Below are 24929 nucleotides of genomic sequence, written 5' to 3' on the forward strand. Positions count from 1 at the left end.
GACCCAGCGGGGCCCTCTTATCGAGGAAGCGTGTCGCGGAGTTTCTTCTCGCCCTTGTCCTTGGCGTCGTTGGCTTTCTCCCGAGCCTTGTCCAGGGTCTTCTCGCCCATGGTCTCGCCATGCTTCATCGCGCCCTTGGAGTCGGTTGGGAGGCGCGTGTACGTGATCTCGGCGTTCTGGAGTTCGCTCCCGTCGGACATCACCATGTACATCTTCATGACGAAGGTGTCCTTGGAGGTGATCTGCGAGACTTCCTTGGTGATGACCTCGTTCCCGTCGGGGCCTGGCATCTTGCCCGCCATGGTCCAGGTCTTGCTGGCCTTGTCGTACTGCCCCGTGGAGAAGGAGATCCCCGTGGACATGCTGTCGATCCACGTGCTCTCGAACTGCTTGGTGGCGTTGTTGTACGCCCACGTCGCCACGCCCTGGAAGGGCTGGCCGGCGAAGTCGCCGCTGTACGCGCAGGTCACGTAGCGTCCGCCCATAGTCGGGGTGGCGACGAGCGTGGCCTTGGACTCCATCGGGGGCTGGGAGGGATCCATCCAGAACTTGGTGGTGGCGGCCCAGGTTCCGACGAACTGCGAGAGAGCCTCGTGGTTCTCGTTGGGCTTGTTGGCGTTGGCCCACTGGGCCATCTCGTCCATGTGGTCGCCGCCCGCGCCGGCATCCTTCTTCTCCGGCTGACCATGATCGTGTTTGTGATCCAGGCCCCTTTCTCCGGAGGGCTTGGCCACCTTGTCCTGAGCCAGAGAGAGACTCCCGGCCGTTCCGACCGCCAGCACCAACGCCATCATCCAACCCTGCTTCTGACCAATCTTCATCCGTGTTCTCCTGTGTCGCGCCCGTCCCCCCCCCCCCCGCCCCCTCAAGGTTGGTCGCGGTCGCGCCGACAAGGCGCGGAGCGAGCCCAACCATACTGCAAACATATGCAGCCCGACCGACGCGCGGTCGGCGTCGCCTCCCGCCACCCGGCACCGGAGCACCAGCCCCGTCGATCGCCCAAGTGTGGGAGGCCACTCTAAGGCGCTTCACCAACTTGACGCGCATTGTCCCCGAAACCCGGCGTGAATGCACCCGGGGGAAGTACTGGAAAGAGGGCAAGCAATAGCAATGGGCTATAGGTATGGGCAATGGCGGTGAGGGATCAGGTCATGGCACCCATGCCGCGACTCCGCCTCCGACGACCCGCGACGAGACCCGCGGCGGCGAGGAGCCCCAAGGTGCCGGGGGCGGGGATGGCCGGGCGGAACTCGAGATCGACGGGCTTGGTGTGGGTCGAGGCGAAACTCACGTCGACCTCGGCATAGGTGATGGGGTCGAAGGAGTGGACGTTGGTGGTGAGGCCATCGACGGCATAGATCAGGCCATCGTGCGGGCTGACGGTGATGCCGTGGATGCGTTGCCACCCGGTGCCGGCGAAGGACGTGATGAGGTTCCAACTGCTGTCGAAGACGTGGGCCATGTTGTCGCCCATGGCGGTGACGATGCGGCGGCCGTCATCCATGAAGACGATGTCGTTGGTGAAGCCACCGCCAATGCCGCCGCCGCCCGTCCCCCACTGGGTGACGACGGCGCCGGTGAGGCCGTTGACCTGATAGACGCCCGCGCCGGGGGTGAAGGAGCAGACGTAGAGATCGCCGTCGGGCCCGAAGATCATGTCGGCGGGATTGCTGACGCCGGTGGCGAAGACGCCCAGGAACGCGCCGGTGTTGGCGTCGTACTCGCGGATGTCGTCGGTGTTCATGTCGCCGATGAGGACGGTGTTGGTGTTGGGCCTCCAGACGCCGGCCCACTGCCACCCGCCGCTCGCGTTGAAGGTCTGGACGACGTTGCCGGTGTTTCGGTCGAGGCGATAGACGCCGCCAAAGGACGACCCGACGAGCACATCACCGACTGTGCCTCCGGTGTGGATGGCCATGAGGTTGCCGCTCATGGGTGCGGCGTTGAAGAATCCCTGCGGCGCACCGGAGAGGCCGTCGAACTGCCAGACGTTGCCGGGCCCTTCCTCGGTGACGTAGAGGTCGCCGACATCCGCTCGCGCCCCCCCCCACCCCGCTGGCAGGGCCACGAGTCCCAGACACACCCCGGCGAAGAGGCCGCGGTCGATCCGTCCGTGCCGCCTAGGCGACACCCTGCGATTGGAATTGGTCTTGGTGCTGGTCTTGGTCATGATCCATCTCTCCTTGTTCGTGTCCGGAGCGTTGGCCCCGGGTCTCTCCCCAAGAGTCTACAGGAAAGCGCCACCAATGGGAAGTGGCGGAAGCGACAGGATGTGGCGGGAAGGGTGGCAAGAGGGGCGAGACAGTCCTCCGCAGCAACGCCCGCCCTCATTGGTTCAAGGCCGCCAACGGATGGCACACGGCCCACCTTCATCGCACACGGATTGTGCGACGGGCCAGCACCTTCCCGCCCTGGCCGGCGACGTAGCGGATCTCCGCGTCGCCAACCTCCTTCGGCGCGTTCACGCGTACGGGGGAACCCGTAGTCGTGGTCGTGTACGAGAGGTACATTCCATTGGCGGCGCCCTTGGGGACGATCGTGATGTAATCACCATCGAAGTTCGGGCCGGTCCACGCGATCTCCACGGCGTTGCCCGGGGCGCACTCGTCGACGGCCGCGAGCGTGACCTCGGCGGCCGCCAGCCAGATCGTCCGCCGCGCGAGAACCGTGCGCCCTTGGCCCATCACGTACCGGATCTCGGCGTCGCCGGCGAGCATCGGCGTAAGCAAGCGAAGAGGCGAGCCCGCGCTCGTGTTGGTGTAATTGGTATAGGCGGAATCGGGCGCGCTCTTCTCGCAGAGGGTCAGGTAATCGCCCTGGTTGTCCGGGCCGGTCCAGGTGATCTCGATCGTCGAGCCCGCGATCGCTCGCTCCGGGGCGTCGAGCGTGACGGTTGGCTTGGTGAGCGTGATCGCACGGCGGCCCATTACCCGTCGCCCCTGACCGCTCACGTAGCGAATCTCGACCTCACCCGCGTCGGAGAGCGCCCGCACACGCAGGGGCGAGCCGGCCGAGGTGTTGGTGTAGTTCACGTACGCGGTGTCGGGGGCGTCCTTCTCGACGATGGTGATGTAGTCGCCCTGGTTGTTTGGGCCAGTCCACGCGACCTGGATCTCCGAGCCGATCACGGCCTGGGCGGGCGCAATCAGCGAGGCGGCGGCGGCGAGGACCACGATCGGCGCCCGCGCGAGAACGGTGCGGGATTTCCCGGTGACATAGCGAACCTCATAGCCGGACGTGGCCTGTTCGCTTCCTGTGGCGTCGATTGGAGCCGTGATCGTAAGCGTCGGGCCGTCCGAGGTGCTGGCGTAACTGGCGTAGTTCTCGGAGGGCGCGCCGGCAGGGACGATGGTGACAAAGTCCCCTGTGTTGTTGGGGCCGGTCCACGAGACCTCGAACGTCGCGCCGACACCGACGCTCGCGGGCGCGGTGATGGTCGCGGGCACGAGCGACTCGGGACGCTCGGATTGGTCGGGAGTGTGGGGAATGGGCGTGAAGGGTGTCGGCACCCCTTCTAGTGATGGAGTGGGCTTTGGAGCGGGAGAAGGGGTGGGGACGGGCCTTTGCAAGATGCAGCGCCCAAGAAGGAGCAGCACGATCAATACGACGATTCCGAACACGATCAGGGCCATCCGCCGGGAGGAGTTTGTGTTCATAGGGGGAAATCATAGAAAGCCGCATGCGGATACGAAACGTTGGCCGCATTGATGGCGGTCATGGGAACGGTGTGCGATTGGTGAGGGAAAAGCGGGCGGGCTTCCCACGCGTGTGAACGATGGCGTGTGTCTCATGGGGAGGGTGGCGTGTCGCGCGGAACCGGCGACCACGGCTCGAAGCCTTTGGGGCGCGGCTCGGTGTATGGGGCGCCGGTCCGCGTCCAGCGCTCGACGTCCCGCGCGGCGTCGTATTCCCGCCCGCACTCGGGGCAGAGGCCCGTGGGCGGTGGGAGGGCCGAGAGGTCGTAGCCGCAGTGCGTGCACAGGCGGAACCGCGCCGCGAAGAGGGCTGTGCGGAAACGGCGCACGCGCCAGTGCCACAAGGGCAGGAAGACGACCCACGGGATGAGAATGAGCGTGATGGGCAGGACTCGAAAGAACCCGCCTCGCGGCAAGCCCAGCGGGCGTCGCAGCACCAGCCACGCCAGCGCGAGCAGCATGAAGAACGCGGCGGAGCCGAGCCACAGCGCCGTCGATCGCCGGACCACCGGCGCGACGCCGATCCACGGGTCATCCCTGGTGTCGGGCATGGCGTGGGGAGTGTAGAGCACGCCTGGTTGGACTCGACTCTCGCGGTCGCGAGTCCGCCACCGCAAAGCGAATAGTCAGGGCGCTGATTTCGGCTCGGTTCCGAGGCCGACGAGGGCGATGGAGAAGCTGGCGACGCGGACTTTGGTCATGGGGGAACCTCACTGGTGATGTCGCTGATCGCGGGTGATCGAGATCAGCCCACGTACCGCGCCACTTCCTTCGCCACCTCGATCGTGGTGTTCTTCCCGCCCATGTCGTAGGTCTTGACCTTCCCCTCCTTGATCACGCGGGCGATCGCGGCCTCGAGGCGGGTGGCCATCTGCTTCTCGTTCGCCCCGCCGCCGCCATGGCCGTCCCCAAGCCAATCCAGCATCATCTTCGCCGTCAGCAGCATCGCGTGCGGGTTGACCTTGTATTGCCCGGCGTACTTGGGGGCGCTGCCGTGCGTGGGCTCGAAGACGGCGTACGTGTCGCCCAGGTTCGCGGAGGGCGCGAAGCCCAGCCCGCCGATCAGCCCCGCGCACAGGTCGCTGACGATGTCGCCGAACATGTTCTCCGCGACGATGACGCTGTAGTCCTGCGGGTTCTTGAACATCCACATGCAGATCGCGTCGATGTTCGCCTCGTCGGCCCAGATCCCCGCGCTCTTGTATTCCTCGGCCATCTTCTTGAAGACCCGCGTCATGAGGCCGCCGGTCTCGCGGAGCACGTTGGGCTTCTCGACCAGCGTGACGCGCTTGCGCCCCGTCTTCTTCGCGAACTCGAACGCCTGGCGGCAGATGTTCGTGCACCCCTGCACGCTCACGATGCGCGTCGAGAGCGCGACGTTCTCCAGCCCCTTGTCCTTCCACGGCTTCATCTTCGGGTTCGCGCAGAGCGCCGTGTACACCGGCTCGGGGAGCGGGAAGAACTCCACGCCGCCGTACGACCCCTCGGTGTTCTCGCGGAAGACGACCTGGTCGATCATCACGTCCTTGACCCTGCCGTCCGCGCCCGGAGGATTCGCGATCGCCGTCCCGCGATAGTTCAGCGGGTTGCCCTCGTAACTCTTGCAGGGCCTCATGTTCGTGTGCAGGTTGAACAACTGGCGGAGTTTCACGATCGGGCTGAAGTAGACCAGTTTCTTGTCCTTCAGTTCCGGCGCGAGTTCCTGCTTCGCCTCGTCTTGCGGCTTGCTCGTGATCGCGCCGAAGAGGCCGCAGGTGGTCTTCTTGAGGATCTCGATCGACCGATCGGGAAGCGCGTTCCCCTCCTTGCACCAGAACTCCCAGCCGATGTCGGTGTGGATGTACTCGGCATCGAGTTTGAGCGCGTCAAGGACGATCCGCGTCGCCTCCATGACGTCGTTGCCGATCCCGTCGCCGGGCATCCACGCGATTGAGAACTTGGCCATGTCGTCGATCTCCAGAAAAGGGGAGTTTGGGCACCTCGAGTAAGGCACAACGATGGACAGCGACAAGTGTATCAGCATGCCGGAGAATCGACGAACGCCGACCCGAGATTGGAGGCTCAAGGGCGTGGCTCATCCCAACGGCGAAACGCTCCATCGTGACGCGAGCAGCGCACGAATCGGCATCACCGCGGCTCCGCATCCATACGCGTGCTCGCACACCACCCGTGTACCCTTGACCCATGATCACCGCCATCACCCAGTGCACCATCGTCGTCCGCGACTACGACGAGGCGATCAACTTCTATGTCCGCACGCTCGGCCTCACGCTCCTCGAGGACACCGATCTCGGCCAGGGCAAGCGTTGGGTCCGCGTCGGCGCCGGCACGCACTCGGGCGCCTCGCTCCTCCTCGCCAGGGCCGCGAATGACCGCCAATCAGCGCGCGTGGGCGATCAGACCGGCGGCCGCGTCGCCCTCTTCATGCACACCGACCACTGCCGCGACGACGTCGCGCGCCTGAAGAGCCTCGGCGTCACGTTCAAAGGCGAGCCGCGCGATGAGCCCTACGGCACCGTCGTCGTCCTCGAGGATCTCTACGGTAACCTCATCGATCTCATCCAGCCGCCAAGGTCAGCGTCATCGCCATCGCCTGCTCCAATGCCGTCGCCCGATCGACCACGCGCGCCCGCGACAACGAGCACCACCCACACCATCGAACGCCTCGACCCCGCCGCCATCACCGAGCAGGACGTGAGCGCCCTCGCCGCGCTCCTCGTCGACGCCGTGGACTCCGGCGCCGCCGTCAGTTTCCTTTCTCCCCTTTCCCACGATCGCGCCCTCGCGTGGTGGCGATCCACGCTCGCGTCCGCACACGCCGACCCCAAGCGCGGCATTATCCTCCTCGCCGCCCGCGATCCAGACTCGCGCGAGATCATCGCCACGGTCCAGGCCCACCCCGCCTGGGCCCCGAATCAGCCCCACCGCGCCGAGGTCTGCAAACTCATCGTCCACCGCAGCGCCCGCGGCCACGGCCTCGCCCGCGCCCTCATGCACGCCATCGAACGCGAGTCCCTTGCCGCCGGCTTCACGCTCCTCACCCTCGACGCCAGGAAGGGCGGCCCCGCCGAACGCCTCTACCACGCCGTCGGCTGGACCAGAGTCGGCGAGATCCCGCGCTATGCCGTCGACACCGATGGCAGGACGCCCCACGCGACGGTGATCTTTTATAAGGATCTCGGCTGAGGTCCTCGCCGGGTGCGGGCGCCCCGAGACGATGGCCGCTCTGGGACACGCCACCGGGTGGTGCGATCTATCGGGTAAGAAAGCATCCGCCCCCCGTCCTCTCACCCCGCCGCGAGGGCGATCGCGTTCGACAGAGCCGCGTGCTCGCCGTGCGAGGCCACTCCCCCCCCATCCCCGACTCCCGACTGCACCGGGACCGCCAGCGACCACGGCCCGGCCCGATCGCCGCGCGTCGCCCGCACGCGATAGAACGTCGTCCCCGCGGCGAGCGGCGCGTCGGTGTACGAGTCGGTCGATCCGCCGAGCGAGGCCAGGTCGGTGAAGTCGCGCGAGCCGGGGGCACGCTTCTGGATCGTGAACCACAGCCCCGCGCGGCTCGCGGCCCGCTCGCGGGCGTCGGCGGGGTGCGGCGACTTCCAGCGCACCGTCGGGCGTCCCTGCGTGTCGATCGTGAGCGTGACATTCCGCACCACGCCCGGCGCGGGGAGCGTGCGCGGCGCGAGGGGCTCGTCCAATCGCGCCGCGGCGTAGACCGTTTCCTCATTGGGAACATCGCCGGCGATCGTGGCGAGCCGCGCGAAGGTCTTGATCGTCGCGATCCCCATCGCCGTCTGCTCGCGGAGCGCGGCCATCGCCGAGTTCGCCAGGAGCGTCGCCGCCTGCGCCGCCTCGCGCAGGGCGCGGGCCTCTTCTTGTGCGGCCTCGGCGGCGGCGAGGGCCTCCTGCATCGCGGCGATCCGCGCGACAGAGAGCCCGACGCCGTCGGGGTCGTCCGCCCAGACGGGAAAGTGCACGCGTGCGAACTGGATCAGGTCGGCCCGGCCGGAAGGAAGGATCTTCATGCCCGCAGCATCGGCGAAGACCACGACCGACTTCACGGTGATCCACGAAAAATCGACCGCGACCCCCGAAAAAACGACACGCCCTTCCGAATCCGCGTTCCCGCCCCGCAAATCGCGTCCACAATCGGCAGAATCGGCGCATGAACCGGGCGATTCAGCCCCCGAGCAACGCGAAACGGACCCTGAGCAGGGCGAAACGGCCCCAAAACCGGGCGATTCAGCCACCGAATCGCGGGAATCAGCGACCGATTCGCTGGGATCAATGACTGAAACTCGCGAATCAGCGACCGATTCGCCAGGATCGATGACCGATTCGCACGAATCATTGACGGATGCTCACGAAACAGCGACCAATTCCAAAGACGCACACCCCGGTTCCGCCGGCGCGACGATCGATTCGGGCCACGCCATGTCCGAACCGGCACACGTCGCGATCGAGGTGGGGGTGTCTCGGGACATGGCCCCTTTGAGCCATCGACTCGTGACGAGCGGCCCGTAGTGTCTGGCTGTTCACCACAGCACACAACGGAGGGCTCCCGCTGAAAGACGGTTGTGATCATGGAACGTCAAGGCCGCGTGCCGGTCGTCCTGAACTCCGGGTTCCATCCAGATCTTGCCCTCGATCCAGTCGTGGTATCCCAGGCGGATCTTGAACGCCCAGACGCCCGACAACTCTTCCTGCCACGTGGTGAGCGGCGCCCGGCGTTGGGCCACGAGCGCGAGGAACTGGCCGGCGTAGTCCGGTGGTCTCGTTATCGGTGGGGCGTCCATCAGTCGGTCGAAGAGTCTGACGACAGCGTCCTGTACCTCATGGGTGTTTAACTGCCGTTCGGCGGCGGTCCGCATCGCGAACGGATATGGCCACGGCGTGAAGCGTTGCAGCACGCCCGCGACGATTCCGCAAAGCCCGGGCGATGCAATCGGCTTGTCCTTCCACACCCGGCGGCGTAGGTGCGCATCGAGCATGACACGTGGGCTCGCGTGAACCTCGGCCAGCAGTTCGATCAGTTCGTTGGCGACCTCGGTCAAGCCCACTATCTCGAGGCCGTCGTATGTGCAGCTGACCTGTCGTCGAACGAGTCCCCTGAACCTCGTGTTGGGCGAATCAAAGTAGTAGACCTCTTGTCCGATGGGGCTATCCGTAGGCATGTCGCGCCTGCTGCCCGTCCAGATGATCCGGTGCCCATCGCAGATCTCCATGCCGGACGACGATCGTTCGCGGGACTCCCTGCCCGTGTAGTTGGTTTGGAAGGTTCTCGGATTTTCACGGCTACTGCTCCCGATGTACCAATAGCCGTTGAACGGGCATGTTCCGCCGTACCAATCCTCACCGAGCACGATCGGTTCGATATTGACGTCTGCTTTGCATATGAGTCTTCGGCCTTCACCGATCGCGATTGCATCCAAAACGATCATGGGAGGATCAACGGCCTCTGGTGTCTCGTGCTCCGGCTGCGTGCATGTCATCGGGGGTCTCCAGCAACAGAATTGTAAGGGGTAGCGTGCATCGAGGGATGAAGTATTCATCCGGCACGATGCCATCCGTTACCCCCGTCGCAGCACCACATGCCGGGTGCACCGAGACGATGGCGGCACTGGGCCATCGCCTCGGGCTTCGATTGCCTTCCATAACCGAGCGTCCAATCGTGGGGCAGGGCCGCCATCCGTGAGGACCGCTCGTTCCACGGCACCCCCGTCACCCGGCGAGCACTCGTATCAGACCTCTCGCAACCGCGCCGCCACCATCGCCTCCGCCCCGCCCGCCACCACCAACTCCTGGGCCACGCGGCTGAGCGCCGTGAACGCAAACGTCTCCGCCCCCCCCGCCCCCCCCGTCGGCGTCAGCCTCAGCACGCCCTTGCCGAAGTCGATCTCGATCTCCCCCGCATCGATCGTCCGAGCCGTCCCGCTCGCGCCCAGCCGCAGGTGCTCCACCAGCGCCGGGCACTCAAACACCACGAACCCGTTGTTGAAGGCGTTGCGCTTGTACGTCTCGCTGAAACTCGCGGCGATCACGCAGGGAATCCCGAAGTGCTTGAGGGCCGTCGCCGCCTGCTCACGCGACGAGCCGGTCCCGAAGTTCAGCCCGCCGATCACCACGTCGCCGGCCCGCGCCCGCGTGCGGAAGTCGGCGTCGTAGTTCTCGAAGATCACCTGCGCCATCTGCTCCCTCGTGAGCGCGTCGTTGTACGTGTGCTTGCCGGCGTAGATGCCGTCGGTGTTCAGGTTGTCGTGATCCAGGAACCACGCCCGCCCCTTCACCCGCGCCGGGAAACCGGGGATGGTCTCGCTCGACGAGCCGGACGCCGCGGAAGTAGTGGGGGAGGAGGATGACGACGTCGAGACGGCCACGCTCGACACCGGTCCCTCTCGATCGCCATGCGGCAACGTCGCGGATGGTGTGCCCTTGGGCGCACAGATATACCCCGCGATGGCGCTCGCCGCGACGACGGCCGGCGACCCGAGATACACCTGCCCGCTCTTGTCGCCCATGCGACCCTCGAAGTTGCGATTCGTCGCGCTGATGCCGACCTCGCCCGCCTTGATCGTCCCCTTCCCAAGCCCGATGCACGTGCCGCACCCCGGCGGCAACTCGATCGCTCCCGCCTCGACGAGCGCCTGCCAGTGCCCGTCGCGCGTCGCCCGAGCCTGCACGTCGGAACTCGCCGCCGCGAGATAGAACTCGACGCCCCGCGCGACCTTCTGCCCGCGCACGATCCCCGCCGCGAGGGCGAGATCCTCGTACCGCGCGTTCACGCACGACATCAGCCACGCCTTCTGGATCGGGACGCGCCTCGCCTCGAGTTCGCGCACCGCGTGCATCGTCTTCACGCTGTTGGGCCCGCAGACCGTCGGCGAGATGGTCGAGAGATCGATCTCCAGATCCACGGCATACTTTGCATCCGCATCGGCCGCCATCCACGCCCGATCGCTCCACATCGCCTCAACGTCGCTCTTCGTGTATCCGCTCCGCGACCCTTCACGCCGCACGCCGGGGCGCTTTCCGGCCCCCCCTCCCGCGAAATACGCTGCCCGCTCCATGAGATAATCCCGCAGCGTCTCATCGAACGGAAAGACGCCCGCCAGCGCCCCCCACTCGGTCGTCATGTTCGAGATGCTCATCCGTTGGTCGATGCTCAGGCCCGTGACGCCCTCGCCAACGAACTCCACGGCATGGTTCAGCACCTCGTCCTGATTGAAGACGCCGCAGAGCGCGACGATCACGTCCTTCCCCACGACGCCCGGCGCGAGTCGCCCTTTCAGCCACACCCGCGCCACCGGCGGCACCTGCCACCACGTCGTCCCGATTGCCCACAAACTCGCCGCATCGGTTCGTACAACCGGAGTCCCCAGGCAGCACAGCGCCCCATACAGGTTCGAGTGGCTGTCGCTCCCCACGACCATCGTCCCGGGCCGCACATACCCCTGCTCGACCATCACCTGGTGGCTGATCCCCGTGCCCGCCGGATAGAAGTCGATGCCATGCTCGTTCGCGAACGATTCGATCTTCGCATACTTCCCCAGGTTCTCCGGCGTCACGTTCTGGATGTCGTGATCGATCGCGAACACCGGCTGGTGCGAGTCATGGATCCTCGGCGACTTCCCCGCGGCCTTGAAGATCTCCTTGAACTTCGGGATCACCGCCCCCGTGTTGTCGTGGGTCATGATGTGACGCGGGCGAATGAGCACGAAGTCGCCGCTGCGAACAAACGCACCCGTCGCGACGCCCTCGGCGTGCCGCGTCGCCAACTTCTCCACGAGTGTCAGTCCCGATGCCATGGGGCACTCCTTCTCTCATGAGCGGCACACGCCGCGACCGACCAGATCTCATGGCACAGGCGTCCCGCCTGTGTCTACCCAGTCTCTCCAACCCCACACCGAACATTCGATCGCGTGCCGCTTCACACCTCGACAAACTTCGCCGTGAAGTGCCGAAGCACCTCGGGCGCCTCGACAATCCTCAGCCCCTTCAACTCCGACCGCCGCTCGTGCAACTCCACGCACGCCTCGGCCACATAATCAAAGTGGCTCTGCGTGTACGCCCGCCGCGGCAAGGCCAGCCGCACCAGTTCCATGTCCGGCGTCCGGCTCGGCCCCGCCATCACGCTCCCGATCTCGCAACTGCGGATCCCGCCGAGGCGATACAGCCCGCACACCAGCGCCTGCCCGGGGAACTGCGCCCGTGGAATATGCGGCGCGAAACTCGACGCGTCGATGTAGATCGCGTGCCCGCCTGGGGGCTCGATGATCTGGATGCCGGCCGTCAGCAGCCGCTCGCCCAGATACTCCGCGCTGCGGATGCGATACGCCAGATATCCCTCGTCCATCACCTCGATGAACCCCTGCGCCATCGCCTCGAGGTCGCGCCCCGCCAGCCCGCCATACGTCACGAACCCTTCGGTGAGAATGAGCAGGTTGCACGCGCGCTGGAAGAGGCCCGGCTCGCGGATGAGCAGCAGCCCGCCGATGTTCACCAGCCCGTCCTTCTTCGCCGAGATCGTCGCGCCGTCGGCGAGATCGAACATCTCCCGCGAGATCTGCCTGGCGGTCATCCCCCGGCACGACTCCTCACGCTGCCTGATGAACCACGCGTTCTCCGCGAATCGGCACGCATCCAGAAAGAACGGCAATCGGTGCCGATCGCACACGCGCCGAACCTCACGCATGTTCTCCAGGCTCACCGGCTGCCCGCCGCACGTGTTGTTCGTCACGGTCATCATCACGACGGGAATGTTCTCGCGCCCGACACGCTCGATGAGCGCCTCGAGCGCCCTCACATCCATATTCCCCTTGAACGGATGGCGATTCTTCGGGTCCTTCGCCTCGGGAATCGGCAGGTTGACGGCCTCCGCTCCCGAGTGCTCCGCGTTCGCGCGCGTCGTGTCGAAGTGCGCGTTGTTCGGGATCACCTTCCCCTTCCCGCCGATCAACTCAAACAGAATCCGCTCGCTCGCGCGGCCCTGGTGCGTGGGCAGCACCTGCTCAAACCCCGTCAGGTCCGAGAGCACCGCGCGCAAGCGGTGGAACGACTCGCTCCCGGCGTACGACTCGTCGCCACGCATGATCCCCGCCCACTGCTCGCTGCTCATCGCGCTCGCGCCAGAGTCCGTGAGCAGGTCGATGATCACGTCCGACCCCCGGATCAGGAACGGATTGAAGTGCGCCCGCCGAAGAATCTCCTCCCGCTCCTCGCGTGAAGACATCCGGATCGGCTCCACCGACTTCACGCGGAACGGCTCGATGATCGTGCGCACTTACTTTCCCCCCTCGCTCGCGGCCTTCTTCCCCAGCACCTTCGCGATATCAAAGTCCACAAAGTCCGCGTGATGGAAGATCCAACTCTCGATCGTCCGCTCCACCTTGTCCCCTTCATGGCTGTGCGTCGCGACCATGTGCATGACCTCCGCCGGGATGCCGTGCTTGTAGCAGAGCGCCACGCCGCTGAACGGATGCCGCAGCATGTCGCCGAAGTGCCCCTTGACGACCTTCCCGCTCGCGTCCTTGTCGAACTCCAGCATCTTCCCGACATCCGCGAGCAGGCTCCCCGCGATCAGCACGTCGAGATTCACGGGGATTCGCGAGCCGAAGACCTCCTTCAGGACGCCCGCGATCGCGATGCACTGCTTGCAGCACGAGTTGAGGTGCTCCACAAACCGCAGGTCGATCTTCCCCGCCAGCAGCGTGAACGGAATCGCCCGGATCTCGTCGAAGGTCCACCCCTTCCCGCCGCACCCGACGCTCAGCGCCTCCCCCCACACCGCCGCGACCTTCTCGCGAAGGCCCGCGTCCTTGATGTCCATGAGATTCGGGAACAACTCCGAGATCGTCGAAACGCTGTGCCTCATAACTCTCTCCTCAGATAGAACCGACGTGCCGCATCACATCTACCAATCCTCGTGGGGCAGGCGGCCCGCCTGCCCCTACATGTTCTACTCGCTCATAAGGCAACTGCGGCTCTCCTGCATCTTCTGTGTCTTCCTCTCCTCGTGGCACAGGCGTCCCGCCTGTGTCTCCTTCCCTTACAAAACACCCCTCTCCATAGATGACACATCTCATTCCCCGCTCGGCCCGTCGTACGCGTGGTTCACCGGATCGATCCGCCGCATCGGCCTCTCCCGCGTCTGCTCCTCCACCACATGCGCCACTAGCCCGGGCACGCGGGCCGCCATGAAGATCCCGTTGAACACCTTGGGATCCAACCCAAGATCCGCGAGGATCGCCCCCAGCGCCCCATCCACGTTGATCGGCAGCGGTTTCCCGAGCGCCGCGAACGCCCGCTCCACCGCCCGCGCCGCCGCCACGTGCGTCAGCCCATCGTCGCGCAGACCAGCCTCCGCCGCGAGCGCGAACAGCCGCGCTGTCCGCGGATCCTTCGTGTGGATGCGATGCCCGAATCCGCTCACCCGCGCTCCCGTCGCCTTGATCCGCGAGACGTCCTCCACCGCGAGATCGTCGAGCGTCTTTCCTTCGTTCGCCCCCCGTTCGATCAGCCCGCCCAGGAACCGCGCCGCGTCCTCGATCGCCCCGCCGTGGTGCCGATTGATCGACATGATCCCCGCCGCCACGCTCGCGCTCAGCGTCGCCCCCGTGCTCGCCACCGTCCGCGCTGCCAGCGCGCTCGGCGGCGTCGCCCCGTGATCAATACTGCTCACGAGGATCGCGTCCATCAGTCGACCGATGCGTTCATTGGGCAACTCCCCGGTCAAAATCAAGTACACCGCCGCCCCGAAACTCACCTTCCCCATCAGCCCCGCGATGTCGTGCCCGCGCACCGCCACCGAGTTCGGCCGGATCCGCGTCACCGCCGTCGTCCATACCGCCCTCCTCTCCGCCTCGGTCATCAGGCTCGCGCTCGGCCCACCGTCTTTGCCACTCTTCCGCAGCCGCTCCACCACCGCCCCGGGCAACTCACCGAAACTCTCGACCACCACCGCCCCGGCCTCGCGCAGCGCTTTCACCTTCCCCGCGTGCGTCCCGCGGTTCCCCTCGATGATCGCCCCCGCATGGCTGAACCGCGTCCCGCTCGTCGCGGCCTTTCCGCCGATATACGCGACGATCGGCTTGGTGATCTCGCCGCGCCGCGCCATCTCCGCGAGTTCCTCCTCCTGGCTCCCGCCGATCTCGCCAAAGACCACGATCGCGTCGGTCTTGGGGTCCGCCTGATACAGCCGCGCAACGTCGGGAATGCGCAGCCCCAGCACCGCATCGCCACCAACATGCACGATCCCGCTGATCCGCACGCCCGCCTGCCCGAGGTAATACGCCGTGCTCGACGACATCCCCCCCGACCGCGACACGATACCGACACCGGTCCCCCCTCCCGATCCGCCCCCCGTCCCGCCCTTCCCGGGCAGCGGCGGCTTGAACCACTCCCGCGCACTCTCCGCCCGCCCGCCGATCATCCCCAGCACGGCCTCGCCCGGCGCCGCGACGCCCAGCGTGTTCGGCCCCAGAAAACTCGCCCCGTGCTCCTCCGCCGCCGCCGCGATCTCCATCGCGTCCCACACCGGCACACGATCCGCCACCAGCACCAGCAACTTGATCCCCGCACGAATCGCGTCGAGCGCCGCCTCCTTCATCGCCAGCGCCGGCACAAACAACACCGACACATCCACAGGACACTCACCTGCGACCGCGTTCGCCCTTCTGCCTTGAACTCCGGAACTCCGTCTCTTCTTCTCTTCGTCTCTCCCCCGCAGCCCCGCCACCGCCTCGGCGCACGACGAGAACACCGGCAGCCCCAGGACCTCGGTCCCGCCCTTGCCCGGCGTGACCCCGCCGACGACGCGCGTGCCATAGTCCAGCATCAGCCGCGTCCGCGCCTGCCCCTCGCGCCCCGTGATCCCCTGCACAATCACTCGCTTCTCCCGGTCGATCAAGACGCTCATGCCGTGAGCGTAGGGTGCCGAAATTCGCCAGTGCCCCCGCGCCCTTGAGATCGATTTTCCCCGGCGGGCGTCACCCCCGGCCCTCCCGCACGCCATACACCTCCACCACGGGCCCCTCGGCCAGGAGCGCCCGCCACCGCTCCAGATACCCACGCATCACCGGGTCCCGCTCCACGCGCTCCCGATCGCGCTCATACGCCTCGCGGTTCTCGTACGCCACGACCTCGATGAACCGGTGGTCGTCGCGCTCGTCCTCCAGGAGTCGGATGGCGATCCCGCCCGGCGACTCGTAGTACACCGTCGCCTCGCGGAGGAACGCCAGAAACTCCTCTCGCCGCCCCGTCTCCACGCGGATCCGAAGGTGCAACTCCATCCCTCCCGCCCCGGCGGCCGAACCGGCACACCGATCCCCGGGCGTGCCGGTGTGCTCATCATGGTCGTTGTGGCCGTGATGGTGGTGATGGTGGTGATGGCTCATGGAGAAGTCCCTGCCAATGGGTCAGTCTACCACACCCCGGCACGTTCGGTACTATCCCGGGCATGACCACCCCCCCTCCCCGCCCCCCTCCCCGCCCCCCTCCCCGCCCCCCTCCCCGCCCCCCTCCCCGCCCCCCACGCCCGTCCTCACCGCCTCGTTCAACCCGCTCTACAAGCCCTACCTCGTCGTCACCTACGGGCTGGCCATGGCCGCGACGATCGTGGGGATCCCGCTCGCGATCGTGTGGTTCTTCGGCGTGGGCTCCTGGTGGGCCGACCACTACTACCACAAACTCAGGTGCGAGGTCGACGCCAGGACGCTCCGCTTCCGCAAGGGCGTCCTCGTCCAGGTCGAGAAGACCATCCCGCTCGAGAACATCCAGGACGTCACGTTCATCGAGGGTCCGATCCTCCGGAAGTTCAACCTGACGACCCTCAAGTTCGAGACCGCCGGCCACAGCGCGGGGCTGGCCGCCGACATGCAACTGACGGGGATCATCGACGCCCACGTCTTCCGTCAGCGCATCCTCGAGGCCCGCGAGGCGCTGCGGGTGCAGGGGGGAGGAGGGGGGGCACAGACACGAGCCGTCCCCGAAACGTCGGCGACCGACCTTCCCCCCGCCCCCCACCCCGATCACGCCGCGGTCCTCGAACGCATCGCCTCCCGCCTCGACGAGATCGCGGCCCTGCTGCGCGACCGCGGCTGAGGACGAGACCAGCCCGTCGGGCGCCCGAGACGATGGCTGCCATGGACGATTGCTTCGCCAAAGTTGAGCGCCCCATCGTGGGGCGGGCGAAGTGCCCGCTCCATGCCACCCGCCTGAAGAAAGGCGGGTCAACAAGGGCAAGGGCTCGTGGGCTTTGGCCTCTTCCCGAGTGCCCGATGCCCGATGCCCTTTGCCTCGCCCGCTCTTAGCGGGCGCCGCCCCGCGCCTCGAGCGTGACCTCCATCGTGACGCGTTCCTTGCGGTCCTTGCCGCGGAGGACGACGATCGTGACCTTGTCGCCGGGCTTGGCCTTGCTGAAGTAGGGCATCCAGTTCTCGACGTCGGTGAGTTTGTTTCCGTCCCACTCGACGATGAGGTCGTCCTGCTTGACGCCGGCCTTCGCCGCCGGGGTGTTGGGGAAGACGTCGCCGACGAGGACGCCCGGCTCGGAGCCGCTGTAATCACCGGGCGAGATGCCGAAGCGGACTCCTCCGCCGGTGCGGACGGGGCCGGGGCTGTCACTGCCGCCGGCGTCATGAAACACGAGGCGCTGTGTTCTCGTCGAGGCCTCGAGGGCGACGCGGTAGACGAAGTCCACGAGTTGGGCCGCGCCCTCGCTGTTGATGAGGTCGAAGGTGTCGCGCGGCGAGTGGTACTCGCGATGGAGGCCCGTGAAGGGGAAGAGGACGGGGATCTTCTTGGCATAGAAGGAGGCGTGGTCGCTGGGGCCGCTCCCCCCCTTCTTGAAGGCGATGGTGAGGCCGGAGGTCGTGGCATAAGGATCGACCATCTCGCGAAGGCCGTCGGCGGTGTCGCACCCCTGGAGTTCGACCTTGCCGTCCCTGAGGCGGCCGATCATGTCGAGGTTGATCATGAGGGTGTGGTCGGCGAAGGGCGCGATCGGGTTCTTGCAATAGAACCGCGAGCCGACGAGGCCGGACTCCTCGGCGGAGAAGGCAAGGAAGAGAATCGAACGCGCCCCCCCTCCCTCCTCACCGGGTTGCATCGCCGCGTAGTCGGCGGCGAGTTTGCGCGCGAGGATGAGCAGGCCGCTGGTCCCCGAGGCGTTGTCGTCGGCACCGGGGTGGAGTTTGCCGACGTCGTCGGGCCCGCGCGAGCCGAAGTAGCCGTAGCCGACGTGGTCGTAGTGGGCGCCGATGACGACGAGTTCCTTCGCCAGGTCGCCGTGCCCGCGGAGGAGAGCGCCGACGTTGTCGGTCATGAGCGGGACGCGCTCGACGGAGACGGCGAGCGTGGCGTGGGCCGTGTCGGAGAGGGGGATGAGGCCGCAGGGCGAGTCGAGGTTGTCGGCCAGGGCGCGGAAGTCGGCGAGGGAGCGGTGTTCCTTGTCGAGGGCCTTGACGAGTCGGTCGCCGGCCTCGGTGGACATGAGGACCATGGGCACGTCTTTGCCGCCGCCTCCCGGATTGCTCAGGCCGTCGATGGAGTTGGCACGCGGGTCGTCGGCCCCGGGCGGGTTGACGAGGATGATCCCCGAGGCGCCGCGGCGGACGAGGTTGTCGAACTTCATCGCCAGCGACGACGAGGGAGACCACCCGGTCGTGGTCCAGCGGCTGCGCCCGCGCGAGTCCATCGGCTCAAAGCGAAGCAGCAGGGCGATCTTGCCCGAGAGGTCCGCGTGCCCGTCGGGGAAGTTGGTGTAGGGGCGGTCGGGGTCGTCGATCGAGTAGCCGGCGAAGACAACCTGGGCGGTGAGGTTCCCCGAGCCGGAGTCACCCAGCACGGCGAAGTCGGTGCCGGGAGTCAGGACGGTGTGGACCGGAGCCGCGACCTCGACGCTGGGCAAGGGGAACGAGAGCGATTGCGTCGTGACCTTGAAGGAATCGCCGGGGCGGCGCGAGGGTGGGGCCTCGAAGGGCTGGCGGTAGGTCGTGCCCTTGTGGGCGTACCAGTCGGCGGGCGGCTCGTCGGGATTGGTGTCGGGGAAGGCGGGCTCGAGGCCCAAGGAGCGGAACTCGAACTCGACGTAGTCGGCGGCCCGGCGGTTGCCCTGGGTGCCGGGGGCGCGGCCCTCGAAGTACGCGCTCGAGAGCGTCGTGTCGTGCTGGCGGAAGGTGAGCGTGTCGGCGGCGAGGGTCTCGGCATCGGCGGCGGGGAAGCGCGGGGCGGCGGTGGGGGAGGCGTGCGGATTGACGCTTGGATCGGCCGCGGCGTGGGCGTTCTCGCCATCGGCCACGTGCGTGGCGGTCTGGGCGAGGGCGAGCGGCGAGAGCACGATCGCGGCGAGCGAGGCGCGGACGAGCAGGTCGAGTGTCGTGCGGTGATTCATGGTGCGGTGATTCATGGTTTTGGGGTCTCGTCGTATGGTCCTGATATGCCCGGGCGCGGCGTTCCCGGCCAGGACGCCGTTGGACTCGTTTCGGGCGGATCTCGCTGGAGATTGGCCTTGGAACGAGCGGTCTACGGCAGGAGTTTAGGAGTGTTTCAAGAGGGCGCGTGGAGGCTGTTGCGCTACGATGAATGACCCTATCGCGAGACCGGTTCCGGCGGGCGTGCCGAGGGAGCCGGCGGGAGCGAGATGGGCCAACTGGAAGTGCCATGAAGACTGCGGTTTCGTCGGGCCGGGGCGTCAAGACGTCGGCGGGGAAGGGTGCAGGGGCGAAGGCCAAGGGAGCGGGGAAGGCGACGGGTGGCTCTGACCACTCGAGCGCGGTCGCGAAGGCCATCGGCCCGACCGACACCTTTGTCCATCGCCACGTCGGGCCCGATGACCGCGACATCCAGGCGATGCTCGAGGTGCTGGGATATCCGACGCTCGACGCGCTCACGAGGGCGGCCGTCCCGGGCGGGATCGCGCTCAAAGAGCCGATGACCCTCGGCGGGTCGGCGGCTCGAAGCGGCGACACCATGTTCGGGCGCGGCGAGCACGAACTGCTCGGCGAACTGCGCGAGATGGCGCGCGAGAATGTCGTCTTCAAGAGTTACCTTGGCATGGGGTACCACGGCACGATCACGCCGGGCGTGATCCAGCGGAACATCCTGGAGAATCCGGGGTGGTACACGCAGTACACGCCGTACCAGGCCGAGATCTCGCAGGGACGCCTCGAGGCGCTCCTGAACTTCCAGACGATGATCTGTGATCTCACGGGCCTGCCGCTGGCGGGAGCGTCGCTGCTTGACGAAGGGACAGCGGCGGCGGAGGCAATGGCGATGTGCTTCGCGGTCGCTGGGAACGCCGAGGGCGGGCGCGGCGTCTTCGTCGTTTCGGACGACTGCCATCCGCAGACCATCGGCGTGTGCAGGACGCGCGCGAAGTCGATGGGCATCACGCTCAAGACGGTGCACGGCGCCTCGGGCGCAGGCGGGCACGAGCCGGTGGATCTTGCAGGCGCGGATCTGTCGAAGGTCTGCGGCGTGCTCGTCCAGTATCCGACGACGGACGGGCGCGTCGAGTGTTACGAGAAGATCTGTGAGAAGGTGCACGCGGCGGGCGCGATGATGGTGGTGGCGGCGGACCCCTTGGCGCTGACGCTCCTCAAGCCGCCGGGCGAGTGGTGCGGCGGACAGAACTCGAGTTCGGGCGGTGGCGCCGATGTCGTCATCGGCAGCGCGCAGCGATTCGGCGTGCCGATGGGCTTCGGCGGGCCGCACGCGGCGTTCATCGCCGCCCGCGAGTCGCACGCGCGCAAGATGCCCGGGCGCATCATCGGCGTCTCGCGCGACGCCCAGGGCGGTCGGGCCCTGCGCATGGCGATCCAGACCCGCGAGCAGCACATCCGCCGAGAGAAGGCGACGAGCAACATCTGCACGGCCCAGGCGCTCCTGGCGATTATGGCCGGGATGTACGGCGTGTACCACGGGCCGATGGGCCTCAAGGCGATCGCGACACGCATCCACACGATGGCGATGGCGCTGCGGGCGGCGCTGGCCGAGGGCGGCGTGCGCGTGAACAGCGACGACTGCATCTTCGATTGTCTCCGCGCGTTCCCCAAGGATCTCGCAAAGGTGCGGACGCGGGCCGAGGCGGCACGGGTCAACCTGCGGTACTTCGACACCGGCTCGGGCGGCGGCGTGGGGATCACGCTCGACGAGACGACGACCGTTCCCGATCTCGAGACGCTGTGCGAGGTGCTTGGCGCAAGCAAGGCCGATGTCCGCGGCGCGATCGCGAAGGTCGGTAACGCGGGGAGTGATGCCAAGGGTTCGAGTTCCCACGGCATCCCGCCCGTCTTCGCGCGAACCAGCGCCTTCATGACCCACCCGATCTTCAACACCCACCAGAGCGAGACGGAGATGCTCCGCTACATCTTCAAGTTGCAGGGGCGCGACCTCTCGCTCGCCCACAGCATGATCCCGCTCGGGTCGTGCACGATGAAACTCAACGCGACCGCCGAGATGGCGCCGGTCACATGGGACGAGTTCGGCAACCTCCATCCCTTCGCCCCGGCGTCGCAGACGGCCGGGTATCGCCGCCTCTTCCGCGATCTCGAGGAGTGGCTCTGCGCGATCACGGGCTTCGCCGCGGTCTCGCTCCAGCCCAACGCGGGGTCGCAGGGGGAGTACGCCGGGCTTCTTGTGATCCGCGCGTACCACGAGTCCCGCGGCGAGGGGCACCGCAACGTCTGCCTCATCCCCGAGTCGGCGCACGGGACGAATCCCGCGTCTGCCGTTATCGCCGGGTTCAACGTCGTCGCCATCGCCAACAAGGACAACGGCGACATCGATCTCGTTGACCTCCGCGCCAAGGCGAAGGAGCACGCCGCGAATCTCGGCGCCCTCATGGTGACGTACCCCAGCACCTACGGCGTCTTCGAGGACGAGATCGTCGAGATCTGCTCCATCGTTCACGAGCACGGCGGACAGGTCTACATGGACGGCGCGAACATGAACGCCCAGGTCGGGCTCACCAGCCCCGGCTTCATCGGCGCCGACGTCTGCCACCTCAACCTGCACAAGACCTTCTGCATCCCGCACGGCGGCGGAGGCCCGGGCATGGGCCCCATCGGCGTCGCGAAGCACCTCGCTCCCTTCCTTCCCGGGCATCCGGTCGTCAGCCCCTTCGAGAACGCCTCGAAGACGGGCGTGGGGTCGAGGGCGATCGGCCCGGTGAGTGCCGCCCCGTGGGGCAGCCCCAGCATCCTTCCCATCAGTTGGGTCTACATCGCGCTCATGGGGGCTGAAGGCCTGACCCGCGCCACGCAGGTCGCGATCCTCAACGCCAACTACATGGCCAAGCGATTGGAGAAGCACTACAAGGTGCTCTTCCGCGGCGACCACGGCTGCGTCGCGCATGAGTTCATCGTCGATGTCCGCCCCTTCGACCAGTCCGCGGGCATCAAGCCCGACGACATCGCCAAGCGCCTCATGGACTTCGGCTTCCACGCCCCGACGATGTCGTGGCCCGTCCCCGGCACGCTCATGATCGAGCCCACCGAGAGCGAGAGCAAGGCCGAACTCGATCGGTTCTGCGACGCGATGGTCGCGATCCGGGAGGAGATCCGCGAGATCGAGCAGGGGGCATTGCCCAAGGACAGCAACCCGCTCAAGCACGCGCCGCACACCTTCAGCGTGTGTTGCGCGGATGATTGGACTAGGCCGTACTCGCGCGAGCGGGCGGCCTTCCCGCTCCCCTGGGTCCGCGAGCACAAGTTCTGGCCCAGCGTCGGCCGCGTGGACAATCCCTACGGCGACCGCAACCTCGTCTGCACCTGCCCGCCCATGAGCGAGTACGCCCAATGAGCGAGATATCACTCGTCCGACAGGAAGGCGGCCTCGGTCTCGCCGTGCGCGAGGACGGCGCCCCGCGCGACGTTCCCATCCAATACATCCTCGGCATCGGCCTGAACTACGCCGAGCACGCCCGCGAGCAGGGCAAGGGCCTTCCCGAGCGGCCCATGGTCTTCACCAAGAGCCCGATGAGCGCGAGCCAGCATCGCGACGCGATCGTCGTGCCGAAGGTTTGCCAGGATCGTCCGCAGGTGGACTTCGAGGCCGAACTCGCCGTGATCCTGGGGCCGACACCGACGCGCGATGTGCCGAAAGACCAGGCCCTCTCGCGCGTCTGGGCCTATGCCAACGCCAACGACGTCTCGGCCCGCTGGTGGCAGAAGGAGGGCTCGGGCGGGCAGTTCTGCCGGGGCAAGAGTTTCGACACCTTCTGCCCGATCGGCCCTAGGCTCGTCGCGCCAAGGGAGGTCAAGGATCCGCAGGATCTCCGCGTCGTCTGCCGCGTGAACGGCGAGATTATGCAGGACGCCACGACGCGCGACATGATCTTCGACGTCGCCACGCTCATCGCCGAACTCTCCCGCGGCACGACGCTCCCGCCGGGCACGGTGATCATGACGGGCACGCCCAGCGGCGTGGGCTTCGCGCGAAAGCCGCCGGTCTTCCTGAAGGATGGCGACACCGTCGAGATCGAGATCGGTGAGCCAAAGGTCTTCGGGACGCTCAAGAACACGGTGAGGTTTGAATAGGCAACTGGCAACTGGCATCTGGCATCTGGCACAAGGGATGTGTCAATGGTGGCCCTTGTGGACCAGAAACGGTGGGGCGCTAGTGTTCGCCTTGCGCGAGATGTCTTTCCCCAATGCCCAATGCCTAGTGCCAGTTTCCACCCGTGACCGCCAAGAAGAAACCATCTCCCGACGAACGCATCATCGAGAACCGCAAGGCTCGCTTTGACTATGCCATCCTCGACACGCTCGAGGTCGGGATCGTGCTGCGCGGCAGCGAGGTCAAGAGCGTCCGCGACGGGCAGGTCTCCCTGAACGAGGGCTTCGTCCGCGCCGAGATGGACCCGCCACAACTCCTCCTCCACGGCGTGCACATCGCCGAGTACGCCCCCTCGGGCAGGTACGTCCTCGGCAGCGGCGGCAGCGGCGGAGGCAGCCAGCACCGCCCCACGCGCACGCGCGTCCTCCTCGCCCACAAAAAGGAGATCGTCAAACTCGCCAAGCAGTTCGGCGAGAAGGGCGTCTCGATCGTGCCCCTCAAACTCTACTTCAAGAACGGCTACGCGAAACTCCTCATCGGCGTCGGCAAGGGCAAGAGCAAGCACGACAAGCGCCAGTCGATCGGCAAGCGCGAGGCCGAGCGGGACATCCAACGGGCGATGAGCCGAAGGGCGTGAGGGGAAGGCCATGGGGAATGGGCCATGGCAATCCGCTGTATGTGCGTTAGTGTGATGTGCCGACAGGGCTCTATGTGTTGGGTAGAATCCTCAGACACTCCTGCCCTACGCGGGGCAACGTTGGCATAAGGCGGGGACCCGTCACGCCATAATCAGAGAGCATCGTCATCAGTTCTGAGGCCCACTCTCGTTGAAAACAAACTCGTGTGGGCAACGGAAATTTCTTTAACTCTTGTACTGCAACTCGCTCGTCAAGGGTCTTCGTGGTGCCGTCGCGCTCATAGTCCGCATACAGAAGCGTGTCATGCGTGAAGATCCCGCCCTGAGCCACGGGGAATGTCTGGTCGGTGATACGGATGACATTGATGCCGATGTTCTCAGTGTGACTACCGCGTTCGAGTCTCGTCAAGGGGAACGCCCAGACGCACGCGTCTTTTTCGTTGACCTTATCTGCACCGTTCTCGGGATTGAGTACTTTGTCGCACGCAAACCAGATCGCCACGAGCGGGCTGGCGGTCCAGTCGAGAAACGGCGTGGGCACACCATTGTGCTGTGCAAGCCCTATGAGCGACGTATACATATGAAAGTTGAAGTCTGTTCTCCAAGTCGGTGGTTCACTCTGCATCCCGTTCGCATATTGGTGATAGTCCTTGGCGGAAGTTCCAGAGAGCAACCCGAGTTCGCTCGCTATGCGGCCAAAGTTCAGCACTCTATCGAGGCATGCTGACCGTGTCGCTCTGATGAGGGCGATCCGTCGCAACCGGACTGGTTCGATCTTGTCTGTCGTTCCATTGAAATTGAGTGCAATGCCATTGGCATTACGGCGATCAATGACGAGTTGATCGCGTGTCTTGAGTAGTTCACGGTGCGAAGAGGCCAGGAGACTCCAAGAGGCACAAGCATGCCCGCGAAAAATCCACGGCCGTCGCTGGAGACCATCCGGTCCGGTCTCCATCGGGCAGGCTTCCCACAACTTGGCAATGACTTCAGAGGCGCTGGCGCATGGAATCGTCTTGACGGTCATAGACAATTCATAGGGG

Annotated in this window: 20 protein-coding genes and 2 pseudogenes; 7 read left to right on the plus strand and 15 right to left on the minus strand. The window is 66.4% G+C overall.

Going from position 1 to position 24929, the window contains the following annotated elements; genetic code table 11:
* Positions 1-17: 17 nt before the first annotated feature.
* From IPK69_09870 to IPK69_09890, 5 genes are all read right to left on the minus strand, one after another.
* Entirely contained in the window at positions 18-821 is an 804-nt protein-coding gene (locus IPK69_09870) for a DUF1579 domain-containing protein (GenBank protein ID QQS08299.1), read from the minus strand.
* A 323-nt stretch (positions 822-1144) separates the two neighbouring features.
* A complete protein-coding gene (locus IPK69_09875) occupies positions 1145-2170 on the minus strand; it encodes a WD40 repeat domain-containing protein (GenBank protein QQS08300.1) in 1026 nt (341 codons plus the stop codon).
* Positions 2171-2369: 199 nt separating this feature from the next.
* Positions 2370-3656: a hypothetical protein gene (locus tag IPK69_09880; GenBank protein QQS08301.1), complete on the minus strand. Its 1287-nt coding sequence runs from the start codon at positions 3654-3656 to the stop codon at positions 2370-2372.
* 131 nt (positions 3657-3787) lie between these two features.
* The gene (locus IPK69_09885; protein QQS08302.1) at positions 3788-4246 is read right to left on the minus strand and encodes a hypothetical protein; all 459 of its coding nucleotides are present in this window, start codon (positions 4244-4246) and stop codon (positions 3788-3790) included.
* A 194-nt stretch (positions 4247-4440) separates the two neighbouring features.
* Positions 4441-5640, minus strand: coding sequence for an isocitrate/isopropylmalate dehydrogenase family protein (locus tag IPK69_09890; protein QQS08303.1), 1200 nt, complete (start codon positions 5638-5640; stop codon positions 4441-4443).
* A 239-nt stretch (positions 5641-5879) separates the two neighbouring features.
* Here IPK69_09890 and IPK69_09895 point away from each other — a divergent pair.
* Positions 5880-6263: pseudogene (locus tag IPK69_09895) on the plus strand (VOC family protein).
* 33 nt (positions 6264-6296) lie between these two features.
* Complete coding sequence (locus IPK69_09900) at positions 6297-6881, plus strand: N-acetyltransferase (protein QQS10462.1); 585 nt, start codon at positions 6297-6299, stop codon at positions 6879-6881.
* Between the two features lie 101 nt (positions 6882-6982).
* On the opposite strand, the gene IPK69_09905 is transcribed toward IPK69_09900, so the two are convergent.
* Positions 6983-7723, minus strand: coding sequence for a fibronectin type III domain-containing protein (locus IPK69_09905; protein QQS08304.1), 741 nt, complete (start codon positions 7721-7723; stop codon positions 6983-6985).
* Here IPK69_09905 and IPK69_09910 point away from each other — a divergent pair.
* Positions 7722-8222 carry a hypothetical protein gene (locus IPK69_09910; GenBank protein QQS08305.1) on the plus strand — a complete coding sequence of 167 codons (501 nt, stop codon included), beginning with the start codon at positions 7722-7724 and terminating at the stop codon, positions 8220-8222. The two genes, IPK69_09905 and IPK69_09910, sit on opposite strands and share 2 nt — an antisense overlap.
* Positions 8223-8233: 11 nt before the next feature.
* Here the strand turns inward: IPK69_09910 and IPK69_09915 are convergent, their stop codons facing one another.
* The 7 genes and pseudogenes from IPK69_09915 to IPK69_09945 all read right to left on the minus strand — a co-directional run bounded on the left by IPK69_09915 (position 8234) and on the right by IPK69_09945 (position 16090).
* Positions 8234-9130, minus strand: a complete 897-nt coding sequence (locus IPK69_09915; protein QQS08306.1) for a hypothetical protein — start codon at positions 9128-9130, stop codon at positions 8234-8236.
* Between the two features lie 309 nt (positions 9131-9439).
* On the minus strand, positions 9440-11503 hold the full coding sequence (gene lysF / locus IPK69_09920) for a homoaconitase (GenBank protein QQS08307.1): 2064 nt from the start codon (positions 11501-11503) through the stop codon (positions 9440-9442).
* Between the two features lie 122 nt (positions 11504-11625).
* Positions 11626-12978, minus strand: a complete 1353-nt coding sequence (locus IPK69_09925; protein QQS08308.1) for a tryptophanase — start codon at positions 12976-12978, stop codon at positions 11626-11628.
* Positions 12979-13569 carry an HDIG domain-containing protein gene (locus IPK69_09930; protein QQS08309.1) on the minus strand — a complete coding sequence of 197 codons (591 nt, stop codon included), beginning with the start codon at positions 13567-13569 and terminating at the stop codon, positions 12979-12981. It abuts the gene before it with no gap.
* Between the two features lie 207 nt (positions 13570-13776).
* Positions 13777-14565, minus strand: a complete 789-nt coding sequence (locus IPK69_09935) for a citryl-CoA lyase (GenBank protein QQS10463.1) — start codon at positions 14563-14565, stop codon at positions 13777-13779.
* A gap of 60 nt (positions 14566-14625) precedes the next feature.
* A pseudogene (locus IPK69_09940) lies at positions 14626-15612 on the minus strand (hypothetical protein).
* 70 nt (positions 15613-15682) lie between these two features.
* Entirely contained in the window at positions 15683-16090 is a 408-nt protein-coding gene (locus IPK69_09945; GenBank protein QQS08310.1) for an antibiotic biosynthesis monooxygenase, read from the minus strand.
* Positions 16091-16295: 205 nt separating this feature from the next.
* Between IPK69_09945 and IPK69_09950 the strand changes: the two genes are divergently transcribed.
* Entirely contained in the window at positions 16296-16796 is a 501-nt protein-coding gene (locus IPK69_09950) for a PH domain-containing protein (protein ID QQS08311.1), read from the plus strand.
* Positions 16797-17001: 205 nt separating this feature from the next.
* Here the strand turns inward: IPK69_09950 and IPK69_09955 are convergent, their stop codons facing one another.
* Positions 17002-19086: a M28 family peptidase gene (locus IPK69_09955; GenBank protein QQS08312.1), complete on the minus strand. Its 2085-nt coding sequence runs from the start codon at positions 19084-19086 to the stop codon at positions 17002-17004.
* 269 nt (positions 19087-19355) lie between these two features.
* Between IPK69_09955 and gcvP the strand changes: the two genes are divergently transcribed.
* From gcvP to smpB, 3 genes are all read left to right on the plus strand, one after another.
* Positions 19356-22496, plus strand: a complete 3141-nt coding sequence (gene gcvP / locus IPK69_09960) for an aminomethyl-transferring glycine dehydrogenase (protein QQS08313.1) — start codon at positions 19356-19358, stop codon at positions 22494-22496.
* A complete protein-coding gene (locus IPK69_09965) occupies positions 22493-23233 on the plus strand; it encodes a fumarylacetoacetate hydrolase family protein (GenBank protein QQS08314.1) in 741 nt (246 codons plus the stop codon). Before gcvP ends, IPK69_09965 begins: the two co-directional genes overlap by 4 nt.
* A 143-nt stretch (positions 23234-23376) precedes the next feature.
* Positions 23377-23889 (plus strand): SsrA-binding protein SmpB, encoded by a 513-nt coding sequence (gene smpB / locus IPK69_09970; protein ID QQS08315.1) that lies wholly within the window; start codon positions 23377-23379, stop codon positions 23887-23889.
* 70 nt (positions 23890-23959) lie between these two features.
* On the opposite strand, the gene IPK69_09975 is transcribed toward smpB, so the two are convergent.
* Positions 23960-24913 carry an FRG domain-containing protein gene (locus IPK69_09975; protein ID QQS08316.1) on the minus strand — a complete coding sequence of 318 codons (954 nt, stop codon included), beginning with the start codon at positions 24911-24913 and terminating at the stop codon, positions 23960-23962.
* Positions 24914-24929 lie beyond the last annotated feature (16 nt).

This window comes from Phycisphaerales bacterium, from assembly GCA_016699835.1.
In the GTDB taxonomy this organism is placed as follows: domain Bacteria; phylum Planctomycetota; class Phycisphaerae; order Phycisphaerales; family UBA1924.